This is a genomic window from Methylomonas sp. PHL2-19 (assembly GCF_059331595.1).
Genome location: NZ_CP196839.1, coordinates 4,542,198 through 4,559,420, shown reverse-complemented (window position 1 = coordinate 4,559,420; position 17,223 = coordinate 4,542,198). Strand labels below are relative to the sequence as shown.

The window sequence follows — 17,223 nt, the reverse complement described above, 5'->3', positions numbered from 1 at the left end:
TTTTGCAACTTATTATAGATGCATGTTGATGTTTTCAATAGTAATTAAATTTTTCTGGAGATTGGGTGCCGGCCACTCGCGCTTTTTCTTATTGAATCGTGGTCAGTAAATTTCTGATGACCGTCGGGCTTGGGAGAGCTCAAATGCAGCGGTGGCGAGAATTTGCCGGACCTGGACGGGATTTATCCCGGTCGATTTTGGGGCTTGGCGGTTTTTAGACCATCAAGGGCAATTGCAGCGACACGAACAAGCTCTTCGGCTAAAATCCTTACACTTTCCCTGACTGTCGTTTGCCATGTCCAGATTTGAGCTCGCATTGAAAGCCTTTCAGCAGGCTCAACTAGCCTATGAAGATTTATTGGCCGTAGCGGCCGCGTTAAGCGCGGAACCCGAACCGGTTTTAGATGCGGCTCGGCAATTTTTGGAAAACGAATATCGGAGCGGAAACATTGGCGCGGATGTTTATCGCGGTTTGCAATCGGTCATGCAAGACGAAACCCGGTTTGTCGACGACCAAACCCAAATGGCGCCTTCACGGGTCTCCGCTCCAGACGATGCAACCAGCATAGTTTCGGCGCCGACTACGGCGACGACGATACTGCCGGTTTCACCCGCTACGCAAACACCTACCCTGACCACCGAATCCTTGCTGCAAGGCTTGGATCCCTCGCAGCCGCGCGCCGAGCTGACAGTCGGTAGTACCTTGAAAGGTCGTTTTGTGCTCGAAGAGTTGCTCGGGGTGGGCGGCATGGGTATGGTGTTTAAAGCCACCGACTTGCGCAAAGTAGAAGCCTCGGATAAAGAGCCTTTTGTCGCTTTAAAGGTGTTAAATCAGGATTTTCAATTCAATCCGATGGCGCTGGTGGCTTTGCAGCGGGAGACCAAACGTGCGCAAACCCTGTCTCATCCCAATATTATTAAAGTCTACGATTTTGATCGGGACGGCACGCACGTGTTTATGTCGATGGAATACCTGCAGGGTAGGCCGCTCAGTCATCTGATCCGTGAGCATGTCGACAGCGGATTACCCTTCAAAAAAGCCTGGCCTATCATCAGTGCGATGGCTGAAGCCTTGGCGCATGCGCATAAGAAAAATATCGTGCATTCCGACTTTAAACCGGGGAATGTGTTTGTCGGCGACGACGGCGAAATCAGAGTGCTGGATTTCGGGATTGCTTGCGCCATTGGCCGCAGCGAAACAGACGGCCACGACGCGACGATTTTTAATGCGCGGTCGCTGGGCGCTATGACTCCGGCCTATGCCAGTTTGGAGCAACTGCAAAATAGCGATCCCGATCCGCGCGACGATATTTATGCCTTGGCTTGCATCACTTACGAACTGTTGAGCGGCAAGCATCCGTTTGGCCGGTTATCGGCGGAAAAGGCCACGGAAGTCAATCTACAGCCCAAACCCATTGCCCAGCTTAAACGCCGGCAATGGAAAGGATTGCAAAAGGCCCTGGCTTTTAGACAGGAGGATCGCTGTGCCACTATCGACGAATTTTTAGCGGCTATCGGACCGCATACGTCTGTCTATTACGGACTGTGGTCAACGGGTGTGTTGCTGGCTTGTTTGATCGGGTTGAACGTCTATTGGACTCTCAATGAAAAGCAAACCGCTACCGAAGTGGTAAAGGTCGCCGTTGAGCTCAATCCCGAGCAAAACCAAAAAATTAAGGATTTGCTGGAATTGGCGGATATTCATTTTGATGTCGGTTACCTAACCGCGCCGACCGGCAGCAATGCGTTCTGGGCTTATCAGGAAGTTTTGAAAATTGATCCATACAACAAAGCAGCAATAGACGGTATCAATAAAATTGCCGATACGCTGGAACAGCAGGCGTGGGAGTTTTACGAAAAGAACGACCGCTCGGAGGCTTTGAAAAAAGTACAGGAAGGTTTGGAAGTCAACCCTGTGCACAAGGGCTTACAGAGTTTGCGAGATAAGCTCAGGTTTAATTGATTTAGTTTTCCGATCTTTGCGGAGGGATTTTCAAAGAGCGGTGAATCTGGGGGAAGAGGTGTGTTTACGCAGATTATCAGCAGAAGTAATTCTGATTGGGCTATTTGTCGCGGCTAAGCCTGCTAAAGCCGGTCTGTGACCGAGTTTAGCAGGATGAAAGCCCAGCTTAGTGTTGATTATGCAGCTTTACGGCGGCGAGACATGGCGATGCCAAACAAGCCCAGCCCGGTCAAGGCCAAGCTTGCTGGTTCGGGTACAGTATTATTTGGTTGGGTCACAACGCGAATTTTGTTTTCAATCGCGGCTGCGTAAGCAGTCGCGTTAGCAACGCCAATGTAAAAGCCTTGAGTTGGGAAATTGTAAGGTGAGGTTGTGTCGCAAGGACCCGGGTAGCAAATGCTGTTTTGCAGATAGGCAGTATCCACCCCGCTACCAATGCCTTCGATACTGATGTTATCCACGCCGGCAGCAATCAAATTATTGCGCGCGGTAATTGCGGTTGCTTCGTTGCTTGTGACTCCGTCTGTTGCAAAATTTACGTAAGAAAAATCGATATTCAAAGTAGACGCCGCCAGAGTGGTTCGCATGGTGTCGAATGCCGCTGTAAAGTTTGTGCCGCCACCACTATAACCTAGGTTGGCGATACTCGTGGCCAGTGATGTGCGGCTGGCCGCGTCTGTGACGAGGAAGTTTTGAATGTCCGCGGTCGCAGAGCTGCTAAATGTCACGACAGAGATTTCATAGTTGCTGTTCAGCGGAATCAAATTATTAACAGCGTTGGATAATCCATTTTTGATGATATTCCAGTTAGATGAGCCAATGCTGCCTGATTCGTCGAGAATAAAGCCAAGTTGGATGGTGCCGGCATTGGCTGAGCTGGACGCAAATGCGCTTAGTGCGAAGGTGGCCGCCATTGACGCAGCCAAAGTGAGTTTGCGGATTTTTCTCATGTGATCTCCAAAAAGTGTTCCATTCAAGTTAACTCCCCAGCAGTTCGGAGCGTTTTTACCTGGCAAAGCGTTTTCGTTGGACGAGTCCCGATTGCTAGGTAGTGTCTCTTAGTTGGGGAAAGCAATTCATAAAAAGCAAGTATTGGGCCACCTTATTATTTTCAATAATTTGCACTTGAACGGATTGTTCGACGTATTTTTTTTGTAAAAAAAATCGACACTATTTTAGGCGGCGGACTATCGATTGGTTTTAGATTTCAAGACCGGAAGTTCGATGGTTTTCAATTTGTTGTTTTGAAATAAACAAAAGACTCGCCGTGCCGGTTACAAGGCAAATTGGTAAATTGGCAAACAGGTGGTTTTTTTGATGATCGGTGGCCTCCTGGTGCAGGTGGATATTTAAGGGGTTGGCGCGGATGACATGCTAAAATTCGGCGCATTATGACTTCCTATGCGCCGATTGCCAGTGGCTTCTCAATTATTCCCAGTATCCGATGATGCAACGCCCGCGCGACTGCGGGAAATTCCTTATAACTACACCTCGTTTTCTGATCGTGAAATCGTCATCCGTCTGCTCGGCGAAGACATGTGGTGGGTGCTTGAGTCGTTACGCGGTGAGAGAATTACCGGGCGCTCCGCGCGGATGTTGTATGAAGTATTGGGCGACATTTGGGCGGTACAGCGTAACCCTTATCTCGAAGACGATTTGCTCGATAATGCCAAGCGGCGGCGCGCCTTGCTGCAAGCCTTGCGGCATCGTTTGGGGCAGATGGAGGGTCGGCAAGCCGAACTGGAGAATCAGCATACCGGGCGGGCCGAGCGAGTGGGGCAATTGATTGCTGCTGCCCATCAGGCTGTAAATGAATTCGAAGCCCATTTCGAACGTACCGCGCAATTGCGACGTAGCGTGCTATCCCTGCTGTCGCAATTCACCCGCAAGGACAACATCAGCTTCGACGGTTTCGCCCGCGTCAGCCATGTCACCGATGCCACCGACTGGCGGGTGGAGTATCCGTTTGTGGTGCTGTACCCAACCGCGGAAGATGAAGTCGGGCATTTGGTGCGCGGCTGTATCGAGCTGGGCTTGACTATCATCCCTCGCGGCGGTGGCACGGGTTACACCGGTGGTGCGGTGCCGCTCAATGCTTATTCGGCGGTGATCAATACCGAAAAGCTGTTGGTGATGGGGGCGGTAGAGCGGCATACGCTATTACCGGGCGTGGAGTGTTCGTATGCGACGATTTACACCGGCGCCGGCGTAGTGACTCGACGGGTGATGGAAACCGCCGAACAGGCCGGTTTGGTGTTTGCCTGCGACCCGACTTCTGCGGACGCATCCTGCATCGGCGGCAATATTGCGATGAACGCCGGCGGCAAAAAGGCCGTGCTGTGGGGAACGGCGCTGGACAACTTGGCTTCCTGGCGGATGGTGACGCCCGATGGAAATTGGCTGGAAGTCGAGCGGCTGAATCACAATTTGGGCAAGATCCATGAGCAAGACAAAGCCGCATTTTTGCTGAAACGCTTCGATGCCGGCGGCAAGCAATTGCTGGGTGAAGAAACGCTGGAGATCTCCGGCAGTTTTTTCCGCAAGACCGGGCTGGGTAAGGACGTGACCGACAAGTTTCTCGGGGGGTTGCCCGGTATTCAAAAAGAGGGTTGTGACGGCATTATCACCTCCGCACGCTGGATTCTGCACGAAATGCCGCCGGTTAGCCGCACGTTTTGTCTGGAATTCTTCGGGCAGGTGCGCGAGGCGGTGCCTTCTATCGTCGAAATTCGCGATTACCTGGCGGATTTGCCGAAAGAGGGCGCTAGCCGCGTGATGCTGGCTGGTTTGGAGCATCTGGACGAACGCTACGTCAAAGCAGTCGGCTATGCCACCAAAGCCAAACGCCACGGCCGGCCGAAAATGGTGCTGATCGGCGACATTGTCGGTGACGATGAAAACCAAGTCGCGATGGCGGCGTCCGAAGTTGTGCGCATATGTAATGCGCGCGGCGCCGAGGGCTTTATCGCCGTGAACCCGGAAACCCGCAAGAAATTCTGGCTGGATCGCGGCCGCACCGCGGCGATTGCCCGGCATACCAATGCCTTCAAAATCAACGAAGACGTGGTGATTCCGCTGCCGAGGATGGGCGATTATTGCGACGGCATCGAGCGCATCAACATCGAATTGTCACTGAATAATAAATTGCGCTTATGCAGTGCCTTAATTGAGCTGCTGGGCGGCGACTTACCGCTTAGAGCCTACGAAGAAGGCGTGAATAAAGCCGAATTGTTGGACGAGCGTCGGGCCTTGGCGTTGGATGCGGTAGACACGGTAAAGCAGCGCTGGCAATGGATTTACGATAATTTGGATTTGCCGTTGGCCGAAGCCGAAAAAGCCTTCGCGTCACAAGGTATCCAGGCCGGCGAACTGAGCAATCGTGCCGTCGAGCCGATTTTGTTTCATCGCTTGCAGGATAATTCGTTACGGGTGTCGTGGAAGCTGGAATTGCTGCCACGCTTGCGGGAAATTTTCGAAGGCGATAACTTCCGGCCCATCGTCGAGCGCATCGAGGCTTTGCATAAAGAGGTGCTGCGCGGTCGCGTATTCGTGGCTCTGCACATGCACGCCGGTGACGGCAACGTGCATACCAATCTGCCGGTCAACTCCGATCATTACGAAATGCTGCAAGAAGCCAATGCTGCCGTGGCGCGGATCATGGCCCTGGCGCGTTCATTGGGCGGGGCGATTTCCGGCGAACATGGTATCGGCATCACCAAATACGAATTCTTGACCGAGGACGAGTTGGCGGATTTTCATGCCTATAAAAACCGCATCGATCCGGAAGGGCGTTTTAATCGCGGCAAGTTGATGCCGGCTGCCGATTTGCGTTCGGCTTATACCACGTCGTTTAGTTTGATGGGTTTTGAGTCCTTGATCATGCAGCAAAGCGATATTGGCGCGATTTCCGATTCGGTGAAAGACTGTCTGCGTTGCGGCAAGTGTAAACCGGTCTGCGCCACGCATGTGCCGCCGGCCAATTTGTTGTATTCGCCGCGCAATAAGATTTTGGCGACTTCATTATTGATCGAAGCGTTTTTGTACGAAGAACAAACCCGGCGCGGGATTTCGATTACCCATTGGAAGGAGTTCGAAGACGTCGCCGACCATTGCACGGTCTGCCACAAATGCTTCAATCCATGTCCGGTGGACATCGATTTCGGCGATGTGTCGATGAATATGCGCAATCTGCTGCGCAAGATGGGCAAGCAAAGTTTCAACCCGGCCAAAACCATGGCCATCGCATTTTTGACGGCGTCCAACCCAAACACTGTCAAAGCGATGCGCACGGCGATGATTGATTGGACCTACAAGGCGCAACGCATCGGCAATACGCTGTTAAAACCGTGGAGCAAAGCGCAGATCGCGCAGCCGCCTGCCACGGTCGGCAAGCCGCCAGTGCGCGAGCAGGTGATTCATTTCATGAATCGGAAAATGCCTGGCGATTTACCGACCAAAACCGCGCGGGCGCTACTGGACATCGAAGACGGGCAGATTGTGCCCATCATTCGCGATCACGCTAAAACCCGCACCGATTCAGAGGCGGTGTTTTATTTCCCCGGTTGCGGTTCGGAGCGTTTGTTCTCGCAGGTCGGATTGGCGACGCAGGCGATGTTGTACGAGATTGGTGTGCAAACTGTGCTGCCCCCTGGCTATTTGTGCTGCGGCTATCCGCAACGCGCCGGCGGGCAGTTTGATAAGGCGCAGAAAATTACCACTGACAACCGGGTGTTGTTCCACCGGGTAGCCAATACTTTGAATTATCTGGATATTAAGACCGTGGTGGTCAGCTGCGGTACTTGCCAGGACCAGTTGCAGGATTATGAATTCGAGAAAATATTTCCCGGTTGCCGCCTGATCGATATTCACGAATATCTGCTGGAAAAAGGCGTGCGCTTGGAAGGCGTGAATGGCGCGCGTTATCTATATCATGACCCGTGTCATAGTCCGTTCAAGCAGCAAGACCCGATCAAAGTGGTCAATCAGTTGATTGGTGCGCCGGTTGTTAAATCTGAGCGTTGTTGCGGCGAGTCGGGTACTTTGGCTGTGGCGCGGCCGGATATTTCCACGCAGATTCGTTTTCGTAAGGCGGAAGAATTGCAGAAAGACACGGCTAAATTACGGTTAGACGGCTACGACGGCGCGGTGAAGATGTTGACCTCCTGTCCCTCGTGCATGCAAGGCTTACAGCGGTTCGAAGACGAAGTCGAGCAAATGGAAGTCGATTACATCGTCGTGGAAATCGCCAAGCATGTGTTGGGTGATAACTGGATGACCGGGTATTTGGATCAGGTCAGCAAAGGCGGTATTGAGCGGGTTTTGGTGTGAGTTAAAGAATTGGTTAGCCGGCGATTCTTCAGCCGGCTTTGCCATTTGTACGTCGTAAAAACTGGCTTTTACACCAGTCCGCAAGCTGTGGTTTGCTTATCTTCAGGCAATAAAAAGCCGCGATAAATCGCGGCTTTTAAATTTGGAGCGGGAAACGAGACTCGAACTCGCGACCCCGACCTTGGCAAGGTCGTGCTCTACCAACTGAGCTATTCCCGCAAAATATAGTAATGGAGGCTGCGACCGGAATCGAACCGGTATATACGGCTTTGCAGGCCGCTGCATAACCATTTTGCTACGCAGCCTTTATAAGGACAATAAAAAAGCCGCGATTTGCCGCGGCTTTTCAAATTTGGAGCGGGAAACGAGACTCGAACTCGCGACCCCGACCTTGGCAAGGTCGTGCTCTACCAACTGAGCTATTCCCGCTTGGCTTACTATCCTGCGTATTATAAAAAGATATTTTTTTGTGTCAACAGTTATTGCAGGTTTATTGCCGAAGTCCAGGCTTTTCGGCCCTGGCATTCGCCGGATTCAGTGATCTCAACTTCCGCCCACAGAACATTTTTGTCGGTGGTGTCAGCTTGAGATTGAATCAGTTTTACAGGGGTGTTAAGCGGCATGTGTTTGCAAGCGCCGTCGCGGTCATTTTCTTCGGTATCATCGTAAGCGGCCATGGAGCCGGGAACGGAGACCAATCTTACAGTTGCATTTGGATCATAAGTGTTGGGGCTTTTCAACACGTAGTTCTGACCGGGAACCATGGCTTTGGCTTGGTGAACAGGCAATTTGGCATCGGAGCCACCACCAAAAATCAAGGCGACCAAGACCAGCGCCGCAGCGCCCACGCCGCCAAAAAATACTTTAGGATTGGATTCTTTTAGTGCCAACAGGTTAGCGACAATATTTCCGGCCGCATCTTTTGCCGCTACGGCGGAATCAGCGGCTGAACTTGTTTCCGGTTGCTTAGGCTCTTCAGCTTGATTTTGGGCTTCAGTCTCGTTGTTGTTTTCGTCAAGGCTCATGCGATGTTTCCTCTTAAGCTAGTTATTATTATGGTTAAGTGGTTAAAGTTACCACGCCGTTCGAACATTTCAAGCATTCATTTTTTTAGTCATTGGGTCGTATCTTAAGGGGAACTGTAGCAAAAATGAACAGGCTGGGATAAAAAAGCTAATTGGATCGCTGGTTTGCTGTCTTTGCATGGGGTTGGTCGATGTGATTGTCCTGTTCGGAGTTACCGGTTTATATCTGGATTCTTTGACAGTGCTTGTTGTGGTACTCGGGGTTGTGATGATAGGAGTCAGATCTTTTTTGGTCCGATCATGAATGCGATTTTTGCTTTGACTTGTTTTTTTGGAGGCTATCTCGATGGTGTGTTTTTTGACTAATCGGGAGTTGGCTAAGGTTGTGGAGGCGGAAGAGTACGCTGGACTGGTTAATCTATCAATCTTGGAGGAAAACTGGTTTTCCTCCAAACCAATCTGCGGTCCTATTTCGATACCCAAGTTTCACCTTTTGCTTCTTCAATGCTTTTTCTAAAAAGGCTCAAAATATATTGTTTGTAAGTGTCGTTTTTCCAATCCACATCCATCGTTGATACCGCGCTTATCCATACATCCTTATTTGGCCTGTTGTAAAACCAATAGAATTCATTATCAAAGATCATGTTTTTAATCTTCTTTGGATAGATTTTAATTCGCTGAAGAATTTTGGCATCCTGTTCCGGAGAGTTATAAAAATACAAGGATATAATGCCGCCATAGCAAGTAAAATTTGCCAGGTTTTCATCTTTGGAAAGACAGGCTTTTTCAATAATATTTAGTGTTGTTTCTAAGGCATGAGAGGAGGAAATGGATTGGAGTGTTTTTTTTCCTTCCATAACCTCGTTATAAGCTTTCAAACATTGCTTGTCATTATATTGAATGCATCTATTTAAAATGTCTAATGTTTTAGGAAAGTCCAGGCCAAATTTGGCGAGATATATTTGCTCAAAGGATTTTGGTAAAAGAAGTTCAAGATTTTTTTGTTCGGTATTTACAGCATCGCAGCTGAAGCTAAGTATTAAAAACAGCGCGAAAATGATGGTTTTCACAAGGACTGTTATATACATTATTTGTATTCCGTCCAGTCTGGGTTACCGAGTGAAGTGGGTGTTTTTTCAATCCGTTCCATTATATTTGTTATGTTAGATGGAGTATCGACAACGCCAAAATCGATTTTATTTTTTGCCCCCGCGCTAGCTACGCCGAAAACTCCATTCCAGGTTTTTGCGAAGCCTTCGGTATAGCATCCATAAAACTTTGAAACCTGCTTGGGTTTTTTGATGAACTTCTTAACTAGGGCGCTATTTTTTAAAATATCTGCTTTATATATCATATCAGTAGCAAAGGCAGCCGCTTGACATGCCGAATTATGAGTAAGCGCTAGCATTAATCCATCCCCGCTAGCATGTCCGCTATACCAAACCCGGCTAATAGAGTTATCGCTCAGTGATAGCAGATAGCTCCAAAAGTCTTCTGGTTGATTAATTCCTTTGTATTGAATGCTGTAGGTTTTAGCAATAGTTTGAATTTTATTTATATAGCTGGTGCCGCCCGCTGCTATTAATTTATCTGTTGCCATTTTTCGGATACTGTGTAAGTTATATCCGTCATCCTCCTTTTCTTCGGCTTTGGTGATAACTGAGTCAGCTTTTTATAAGGCGGCTCGTATAATACCCAATGAATCAACTCCTTGGGTTGTTTATTGTACAAGTTCTTCATCGCAGCCAACTGTAATGGCACAATATAATTTGACCAACGCTGGTCATGAGCTTTATCACAACCCATAAATAAACCTGGGCCGCCAATCAATATAACAAAGTTTTCCATTTTACTTTTCCAATATTATTTGAGTGTTATTTTGTGCAGTGTATGTAGCAAGTAATGATGCAGTGTCTGTGCATCGCCCTAACCAGGGTGATATACAAGGCAGGTTCGAGTCGCCTGCTCAAATACGCTTTGTTATTGAAGCTCTTCCGGGTGGAAGTAGAAATATTCAAAGCGGGGCGTTTTTTACCTTATTTAATTCGAATCTAAAAACCGGGTATTTCCCTTAAAGCGCCACAGAAACGCATTGAAAGCTTTTCTTGTCCTCGCTCCCGTCGCTTAGCAGTATGATCTGGTTTTCATTATTCGGAAAAAAGAACGCGGCTTGGATATTCAGCTCTTCGAGATCGGCGGGATTTCGCGTCAGATGGTCGAGCACGCTTAGTTCGTTGTCTTCGTCGTCCGCAGTGATGAAGTAGCCGTCATTTAGCGCAATTGCGCCGGATACATTTGATCGGCCTTTGTAGATTTTTGTATCCATATCAGAATCGCTGGCGAAATGTTGATTTCAAGATAGCTGGCCGGCTGGCGATGCCTGATTAATCCGGCCCTAATATTGTCACTGACGCGCAGCAGGTAGCCCTGTTGCCAAAATGGATTCCCGCTTTCGCGGGAATGACGAAGGCTTGCTGAACCGCGCTGAAGTAAGCTCGGGGGTTACTCGTCCGGGCTGCTGATAAAGCGATAAATCAATGCGCCCAAAACCGCGCCAATAATCGGCGCCAGCCAGAACAGCCAAAGTTGTGCCAAGGCCCAATCGCCGACATAAACCGCCACACCCAGACTGCGGGCCGGATTGACCGAAGTGTTGGTGACCGGAATGCTGATCAAGTGAATTAAGGTCAGGCCCAAACCAATCGCGATAGGTGCCAGGCCGGCCGGGGCTCGGGTATCGGTGGCGCCGAGGATGATCAGTAAAAACATCATCGTCATGACCACTTCGGTAATCAACGCGGAGAGCAGGGAATAGCCGCCCGGCGAATGTTCGCCGTAACCGTTGGAGGCAAAACCTGCGGACACATCGAAACCGGCCTTGCCGCTGGCGATTAAATACAACACGCCGCCGGCGGCAATCGCGCCGATCACTTGCGAAACGATGTAAGGCAACAATTGATTGGCCGGAAAGCGGCCGCCCATCCACAAACCAACCGATACGGCCGGATTGAGGTGGCAACCCGATATATGGCCGATGGCATAGGCCATGGTCAGCACCGTCAAGCCGAACGCCAGCGAAACGCCAAGCAAGCCGATGCCCACATTCGGAAATGCGGCGGCTAATACCGCACTACCGCAGCCACCAAGAACCAACCAAAATGTCCCGAAGGACTCGGCTACATACTTTTTCATATGACTCTCCCGTGTGTTGTTATAGTTTTGCCTGTTATTGACCACTTATTTTTTGTTTAATAATCAATCGGCTAGCGCACTGTATTCCGGGTCTTTGTGTGATGTCAATCACAAAAAACGGCTAGATTCTTGCTTGGCGCTTGCTATTTTCAGCTAGCTACCCGGTTGCGTGGAATCGCGAGTGTTTTGTGGCACCGGCAATTCCGGAAGAATAGTTCGGGAAAGTTTATTTCGTATGGCTAATTTCCCTATTCGATGTGAGAATTAGGGCTTATCTGATTGCTCGACATTCTTCCACCTCGTGCCCGATATTTCCCAATACAGCCACAGCACCAATTTGATCGGCATGGCGACGGCTTGCGTGGCTAGCCATCTGTTTAACGACTATCCCAAACCTCTGCACATCGCTGGCACCCGCGAGTCGGCGCCGGGGTTGTTCGAGCAGTTGGCCGGCCAAACTACCTTGGCCGAATGTGGGCGCATATTTCAAGACTATATGTGCGTGGTATTCGGCTTCGAAACCGAGCAGCGTTTGCGCGACGATGCCGAGGGTAGGCGGCGTTATCGCAATAGCTATTTACGCTTGATTCAGGATTGGGGCTTGGATTCCAACAATGCGCAGGGGGCGGTGCTGAAGGGCTGGGTGGAGAGCCGCTTCGGTTTGTTTCCCAATTATCACAAGCACCAGCTCAATAGTTTTGTCAGCAAGGACTGGATAACCTACATCGAAGAAAAGATGAACAGCCGCTATCACAACAATTGCATCTACATGCAGCTGGATTTGCTGTACGAGTTTTGCCAGTGGGTGATCGAGCGTTTCCAGGTGCCGGCTGCCACTCACAAAATACTGTATCGCGGCGTCAATGCCTTGGACGATTGGGTCGTTACCGAGCAAGATAAGCAGCACAAGATCGTCCGCTTCAATAGTATCGTCTCGTTTACCGACCGCAGCACCATCGCCAGCGAATTTGGCGGGTATGTATTGGAAGTGGCGGTGCCGATGGTGAAACTGGTGTTTTTTAACGACTTGCTGCCGCACCACGCCTTGCGCGGTGAAGCCGAGTATTTGGTGATAGGCGGCGACTACCGCGTCAAGGTATTGCGATGAACGAGCAGTTAATGAATCGGGCCCTGGGTGCTTACCTGGGTTTTGCTTGCGGTGACGCATTGGGGGCGACGGTGGAGTTCATGTCGCCCAGGCAAATTCAACGGCGTTACGGCGTGCACACCGAAATGATAGGCGGCGGCTGGCTGGGTTTGGAGCCGGGGCAGGTGACAGACGATACGCAAATGTCGCTGGCCTTGGGGCGAGCCATCATTGAGCATCAAGGTTGGAATTTGAAGTCTGTGGCCGACAATTTTCTCGCCTGGTTGGAAAGCGATCCGCCGGATGTGGGCAATACTTGCCGACGCGGCCTCGTGCGGTATCGTGATGAAGGTGTATTGATGGGGTTGCCGCGTGAAGATGACGCCGGTAACGGCGCCTGTATGCGTAATTTGCCGGTGGTGTTGGCGACGCTAAATCGGCCGGATGATTTCGAATTATGGAGTCTGGAGCAGAGCCGCATCACCCATAACAATCCATTGTCCGACGCTGCTACGCTGGCATTGGGTCGAATGACTAACCGGTTGATTCATGGACAACCTGTTGAAGTCTGTTTGCTGGAGGCCAAACGCTTGATCAACCAATACAGCGAATTTGCCTACCACCCTTATCCGAGTAAAGCCTCGGCCTACATCGTCGATACCACGCAGACGGTGCTGCATTATTTCTTCAATACCGATAATTTCGAATCCTGCCTGATCGCTACGGTGAATCAGGGCGGTGATGCGGATACGACGGGGGCCTTGGCCGGGATGTTGGCAGGGGCCAAGTATGGATTGGCGCAGATTCCGGAACGGTGGTTGGGCCAATTGGATAGTCGGGTGGGTGCAGAAATACGCGGGCAGGTAGCGGCACTTATCAAGATGAATAACTGATAAGCACGCCGGCGGTTTTTGTGTCGTTAAATATGCAGATGGCTTGTCGTTAACCAAGTTAGTATGGTTATGTGGATAGTAAGCTGATTTCCGGTCGAGGCCGAGGATTGTTGTCGACTCAGAACAAGCTGGTTGGGTGCGTTATTTCCTGATTCGCGGCAATCGGCCTAGAATAGCCGGCTCATATCTACTGTCATTGGTCATCGATGAAAGATAAATCGTTTACTTTCGAACAAATTCATATCGAAGTCGCCCGCAATGCATCTGACGATTTCAACTTGTTTCACGACAAGCATAAATGGCTGCAGGTCACGCACAACCCGTTTAAAGGCCCGATCGTGCTGGGCTTTCAGTTAAATACTTTGATCGAATATCAGATGCGCTTATACCGGGAGGCGCATCACGAAGACCAGATTATCGCCGACAATCAGCTGCGTTTTAGTAATTATCAGATCATCTTTGTTAATGCCTTGCGGCCGCGGCAAGAGATGACGCTGGATATTAAAAAGACCTTGATTGCGACAATACCCGAGCTGACTTTGACCAATCGCATCGCGATCAAGTCGCAAGGCAAAACCATTTTGCTCGGTTATAAAAAAGAAACCAAACAGCCTTTGTTTTTAGCGGATACCGATTTAAGCGGCCTGCCGGATTTGAATGCGCTACCCGATAAAACCGTGGTGCCCGGCACCGAGTTTTTTTTAAAGCGCAAGTGGATGAATAACGGCAACGTGAAGAACTTTCTGTCGGGTTCGTTTGCGGAACAGTCGGATTATTTCGATGAGTTGTTGCAGGTGGCGCAGTATCCGGAAGTGTTCCCCTGCAGTTTGACGTCCGGCGCGTTGCTGGAGAAGGCGCAGTTGGAAAACCACGACTTCAAACGCAATCCGATGGTATACACCTCTCACGACATTTCAGTGGATCGCGTGCATCTGGCGACTTTGAAAAACAACGACAAGCTGCATATTCTGGTCAAGCAACTGCCGGAGTCCCCGGATAAAACCCTGAATCACACCAGTATCATGCTGCGTACCTACGAATGTTTTGGCGTGTTGGAGAACAAAGCGGTTTTGTTCCGGATCAAACTGAATTTGGTGCCTTTGGAAGAAATTATTAAAAATTTGAGCGGGAAAACATAGCCTCAGGCCGCGAATCGCCTAGTCGCGGGCGAATGTTGTGAATTTTTTGGAACATAAAGTATAATCCGCGCTGTCGTTAGGCAAGGCCAGTGACGAGATTGCAAATTCAATTAATACAACACTAAAGATAAGGTAAGTGCTCGCAGTCAGGCATTTGCATTGTTCGAGGAAAAAAATATGAGTAATATCGAAGAACGAGTAAAAAAGATTGTCGCAGAACAATTAGGCGTAAAAGAAGAAATCGCGAACGATGCGTCTTTTGTTGACGATCTTGGTGCTGATTCTTTAGACACAGTTGAACTCGTCATGGCTCTGGAAGAAGAATTCGAATGCGAAATTCCAGACGAAGAAGCTGAAAAAATCACCACAGTCCAATTGGCTATCGATTACATCAACGCCAATCTGCAGTAAGTTGTTTCCAAAAGTTAGTGGGTGCTTGCCATCCACTAGCCGGTTTATCTCCCTTCTCTGGTTGTCTTCTTTTTTTACCGGTAGTTTACTGTGAGCACACGTCGAGTTGTTATAACGGGCTTAGGCGCCATTACGCCGTTAGCCAATAATGTTGCCGATACCTGGGATGGCATTGTCAACGGGAAGAGCGGCATTAGTCCGATCGATTCATTTGACATATCCCCTTTTGCAACGACGTTCGGCGGTGTCATCAGAAATTTCAATATCGGCGACTATATTGCCGAGAAGGATGCCAAGCGCATGGACGGTTTCGTGCATTACGGCATTGCAGCGGGCTGCCAGGCGATTGAGGATTCCGGTTTTGAAGTCACCGAAGAAAATGCCGAGCGGATCGGTGTGGCTATCGGCGCCGGCATCGGCGGCATTACCGGTATTGAAGAATGTTATGCCACCTACGTGGCCGGCGGACCAAGACGGATTTCGCCTTTCTTTGTGCCGGGCAACATCATTAATATGATTTCCGGTAATCTGTCGATCAAATATGGTTTGAAAGGCCCCAACTTTGCCATCGTCACCGCCTGTTCGACGGGTACGCATAATATTGGCGACGCGGCAAGGCTGATCAAATACGGCGATGCCGATGTGATGGTGGCCGGCGGTGCAGAGCGCTGCACGACCTCGCCGACCGCGATGGGAGGATTTGCTTCGGCAAAAGCCTTGTCGCGCCGTAATGACAGCCCTACCACTGCTAGCCGACCCTGGGACCGTGACCGTGACGGTTTCGTACTCAGCGACGGCGCCGGTGTAGTAGTCCTGGAAGAACTGGAGCATGCCAAGGCGCGCGGGGCGAAAATTTACGCGGAGCTGGTTGGCTACGGCATGAGTGGCGACGCATACCATATTACCTCGCCGTCTGAAGGTGGCGAAGGCGCTGCGCGTTGTATGCGCAACGCGATGCGTGATGCTAAAGTTAATCCTGAAGACGTGCACTACATTAATGCCCACGGCACCTCGACGCCGGCTGGGGATATTGGTGAAACGCATGCCATGAAGTTGGCGCTAGGCGATCACGCTTATAAATTGGCCGTCAGTTCCACCAAGTCGATGATCGGTCATTTGCTAGGCGCGGCGGGTGGCATCGAAGCGGTATTGACGGCATTGGCTATCCAGCACCAAATCGCACCACCCACCATCAATTTGGAAAATCCCGATCCTGAGTGCGATCTGGATTACGTCCCGAATATCGCCAGAAACATGCAGATCGATGTCGCTATTTCCAACTCGTTTGGCTTTGGCGGTACCAATGGCTCTCTGGTTTTCAAACGTTACCAATAAGCGCTTCCGCTTCCGCAGTGTCTGGCTATGTTTTTATTAAACGGCGAGCACAGACACTGTGTCGATGTTTCTGACCGAGGTTTTCAATACGGCGACGGTCTGTTTGAGACCATCGAAGTCTTGCAGGGCAAGCCGCTGTTTTTTGACCGGCACCTAAAACGCTTGGCCGAAGGCTGTCGGCGATTGCTGATCCCGATGCCGGATAGCGCCTTGCTTGATGCTGAAGCCCGGCAATTGAGCAAATCCAGCGAGCGGGCCGTGCTGAAGTTGATCGTGACGCGCGGCAGCGGTGGTCGCGGTTACCGGCAGCCAGAGCAAGTTATCCCTACCAGGCTGTTCAGCCTACATCCTTACCCCGATTATCCCCTTCAGTTCCAAACAGATGGCATCGCCGCGCGTTTTTGCGAGCAGCGTTTGTCTTTGAATCCGAGCTTGGCCGGTATCAAACACATGAATCGACTCGAGCAAATTTTAGCCAGAGCGGAATGGCAAGATGATTCAATTCAAGAGGGTTTGATGTTGGATACTCAAGACCGGGTCGTGGAAGGCACGATGAGTAATCTATTCATCGTCAAGTCAGGCAGTTTATACACGCCGCCGCTAGGGCAATGTGGTGTTGCGGGTATTGTGCGGCAGTTGATTATGGCGTTCGCGCAGTGCAGCAAGCTACCGTTGTTTGAGCAAGCAATCGATCAAACTGCCGTTTTGCAGGCTGACGAGCTATTTGTCAGCAACTCGGTAATCGGTATCTGGCCGATTAAACGGCTGGAAGCGCAAGTTTTTAGTGTCGGCGCCATCACCCGGCGCTTGCAAGACTTGCTCAACGCAGCCCGCATGGCAGAGGTATAGC

The 17,223-nt window shown here is 50.3% G+C and carries 15 protein-coding genes and 3 tRNA genes; 8 read left to right on the top strand and 10 right to left on the bottom strand.

From position 1 onward, the window contains the following. Positions 1–295 precede the first annotated feature (295 nt). The gene (locus ACR02O_RS20995) at positions 296–1,963 is read left to right on the top strand and encodes a serine/threonine-protein kinase (protein WP_101051763.1); all 1,668 of its coding nucleotides are present in this window, start codon (positions 296–298) and stop codon (positions 1,961–1,963) included. A gap of 176 nt (positions 1,964–2,139) precedes the next feature. On the opposite strand, the gene ACR02O_RS20990 is transcribed toward ACR02O_RS20995, so the two are convergent. Further along, positions 2,140–2,913 (bottom strand): VWA domain-containing protein, encoded by a 774-nt coding sequence (locus ACR02O_RS20990; RefSeq protein WP_101051762.1) that lies wholly within the window; start codon positions 2,911–2,913, stop codon positions 2,140–2,142. A 466-nt stretch (positions 2,914–3,379) separates the two neighbouring features. Between ACR02O_RS20990 and ACR02O_RS20985 the strand changes: the two genes are divergently transcribed. Continuing rightward, positions 3,380–7,291, top strand: coding sequence for a DUF3683 domain-containing protein (locus ACR02O_RS20985; RefSeq protein WP_494522352.1), 3,912 nt, complete (start codon positions 3,380–3,382; stop codon positions 7,289–7,291). 143 nt (positions 7,292–7,434) lie between these two features. Here ACR02O_RS20985 and ACR02O_RS20980 read toward each other — a convergent pair. The 9 genes from ACR02O_RS20980 to aqpZ form a co-directional block, all read right to left on the bottom strand. Next, a tRNA-Gly gene (locus tag ACR02O_RS20980) sits at positions 7,435–7,510 on the bottom strand. A 12-nt stretch (positions 7,511–7,522) separates the two neighbouring features. Further along, positions 7,523–7,596, bottom strand: a tRNA-Cys gene (locus tag ACR02O_RS20975). Positions 7,597–7,644: 48 nt separating this feature from the next. Continuing rightward, positions 7,645–7,720, bottom strand: a tRNA-Gly gene (locus ACR02O_RS20970). A 50-nt stretch (positions 7,721–7,770) separates the two neighbouring features. Next, positions 7,771–8,316, bottom strand: a complete 546-nt coding sequence (locus tag ACR02O_RS20965) for a hypothetical protein (protein ID WP_033157127.1) — start codon at positions 8,314–8,316, stop codon at positions 7,771–7,773. Between the two features lie 467 nt (positions 8,317–8,783). Then, entirely contained in the window at positions 8,784–9,386 is a 603-nt protein-coding gene (locus tag ACR02O_RS20960) for a hypothetical protein (protein WP_494522351.1), read from the bottom strand. A gap of 17 nt (positions 9,387–9,403) precedes the next feature. Then, the gene (locus ACR02O_RS20955) at positions 9,404–9,916 is read right to left on the bottom strand and encodes a hypothetical protein (protein WP_494522350.1); all 513 of its coding nucleotides are present in this window, start codon (positions 9,914–9,916) and stop codon (positions 9,404–9,406) included. Further along, positions 9,898–10,164: a hypothetical protein gene (locus ACR02O_RS20950; RefSeq protein WP_494522349.1), complete on the bottom strand. Its 267-nt coding sequence runs from the start codon at positions 10,162–10,164 to the stop codon at positions 9,898–9,900. The genes ACR02O_RS20955 and ACR02O_RS20950 overlap by 19 nt, the downstream gene beginning before the upstream one ends. Before the next feature lie 223 nt (positions 10,165–10,387). Continuing rightward, positions 10,388–10,642 (bottom strand): hypothetical protein, encoded by a 255-nt coding sequence (locus ACR02O_RS20945; RefSeq protein WP_458138214.1) that lies wholly within the window; start codon positions 10,640–10,642, stop codon positions 10,388–10,390. Positions 10,643–10,818: 176 nt separating this feature from the next. Further along, positions 10,819–11,508 (bottom strand): aquaporin Z, encoded by a 690-nt coding sequence (gene aqpZ / locus ACR02O_RS20940; protein ID WP_458138213.1) that lies wholly within the window; start codon positions 11,506–11,508, stop codon positions 10,819–10,821. 301 nt (positions 11,509–11,809) lie between these two features. On the opposite strand from aqpZ, the gene ACR02O_RS20935 reads away from it, so the two are divergent. From ACR02O_RS20935 to pabC, 6 genes are all read left to right on the top strand, one after another. Beyond that, on the top strand, positions 11,810–12,616 hold the full coding sequence (locus tag ACR02O_RS20935; RefSeq protein ID WP_458138212.1) for an NAD(+)--dinitrogen-reductase ADP-D-ribosyltransferase: 807 nt from the start codon (positions 11,810–11,812) through the stop codon (positions 12,614–12,616). Beyond that, complete coding sequence (gene draG, locus ACR02O_RS20930) at positions 12,613–13,488, top strand: ADP-ribosyl-[dinitrogen reductase] hydrolase (RefSeq protein ID WP_494522348.1); 876 nt, start codon at positions 12,613–12,615, stop codon at positions 13,486–13,488. Before ACR02O_RS20935 ends, draG begins: the two co-directional genes overlap by 4 nt. A 206-nt stretch (positions 13,489–13,694) precedes the next feature. Then, positions 13,695–14,627: a hypothetical protein gene (locus tag ACR02O_RS20925; protein WP_319960495.1), complete on the top strand. Its 933-nt coding sequence runs from the start codon at positions 13,695–13,697 to the stop codon at positions 14,625–14,627. 177 nt (positions 14,628–14,804) lie between these two features. Further along, a complete protein-coding gene (acpP, locus tag ACR02O_RS20920) occupies positions 14,805–15,038 on the top strand; it encodes an acyl carrier protein (protein WP_013820083.1) in 234 nt (77 codons plus the stop codon). Positions 15,039–15,128: 90 nt separating this feature from the next. Then, on the top strand, positions 15,129–16,373 hold the full coding sequence (gene fabF, locus ACR02O_RS20915) for a beta-ketoacyl-ACP synthase II (RefSeq protein WP_458138210.1): 1,245 nt from the start codon (positions 15,129–15,131) through the stop codon (positions 16,371–16,373). Positions 16,374–16,400: 27 nt separating this feature from the next. Next, positions 16,401–17,222, top strand: a complete 822-nt coding sequence (gene pabC / locus ACR02O_RS20910; RefSeq protein ID WP_458138209.1) for an aminodeoxychorismate lyase — start codon at positions 16,401–16,403, stop codon at positions 17,220–17,222. The last annotated feature ends 1 nt before the right edge of the window (position 17,223 follow it).

Coding starts and splice junctions, on each gene's coding strand:
- ACR02O_RS20995 (WP_101051763.1), top strand. CDS start 296: ATGTCCAGATTTGAGCTCGCATTGAAAGCCTTTCAGCAGGCTCAACTA.
- ACR02O_RS20990 (WP_101051762.1), bottom strand. CDS start 2,913: ATGAGAAAAATCCGCAAACTCACTTTGGCTGCGTCAATGGCGGCCACC.
- ACR02O_RS20965 (WP_033157127.1), bottom strand. CDS start 8,316: ATGAGCCTTGACGAAAACAACAACGAGACTGAAGCCCAAAATCAAGCT.
- ACR02O_RS20955 (WP_494522350.1), bottom strand. CDS start 9,916: ATGGCAACAGATAAATTAATAGCAGCGGGCGGCACCAGCTATATAAAT.
- ACR02O_RS20950 (WP_494522349.1), bottom strand. CDS start 10,164: ATGGAAAACTTTGTTATATTGATTGGCGGCCCAGGTTTATTTATGGGT.
- ACR02O_RS20945 (WP_458138214.1), bottom strand. CDS start 10,642: ATGGATACAAAAATCTACAAAGGCCGATCAAATGTATCCGGCGCAATT.
- aqpZ (WP_458138213.1), bottom strand. CDS start 11,508: ATGAAAAAGTATGTAGCCGAGTCCTTCGGGACATTTTGGTTGGTTCTT.
- draG (WP_494522348.1), top strand. CDS start 12,613: ATGAACGAGCAGTTAATGAATCGGGCCCTGGGTGCTTACCTGGGTTTT.
- ACR02O_RS20925 (WP_319960495.1), top strand. CDS start 13,695: ATGAAAGATAAATCGTTTACTTTCGAACAAATTCATATCGAAGTCGCC.
- acpP (WP_013820083.1), top strand. CDS start 14,805: ATGAGTAATATCGAAGAACGAGTAAAAAAGATTGTCGCAGAACAATTA.
- pabC (WP_458138209.1), top strand. CDS start 16,401: ATGTTTTTATTAAACGGCGAGCACAGACACTGTGTCGATGTTTCTGAC.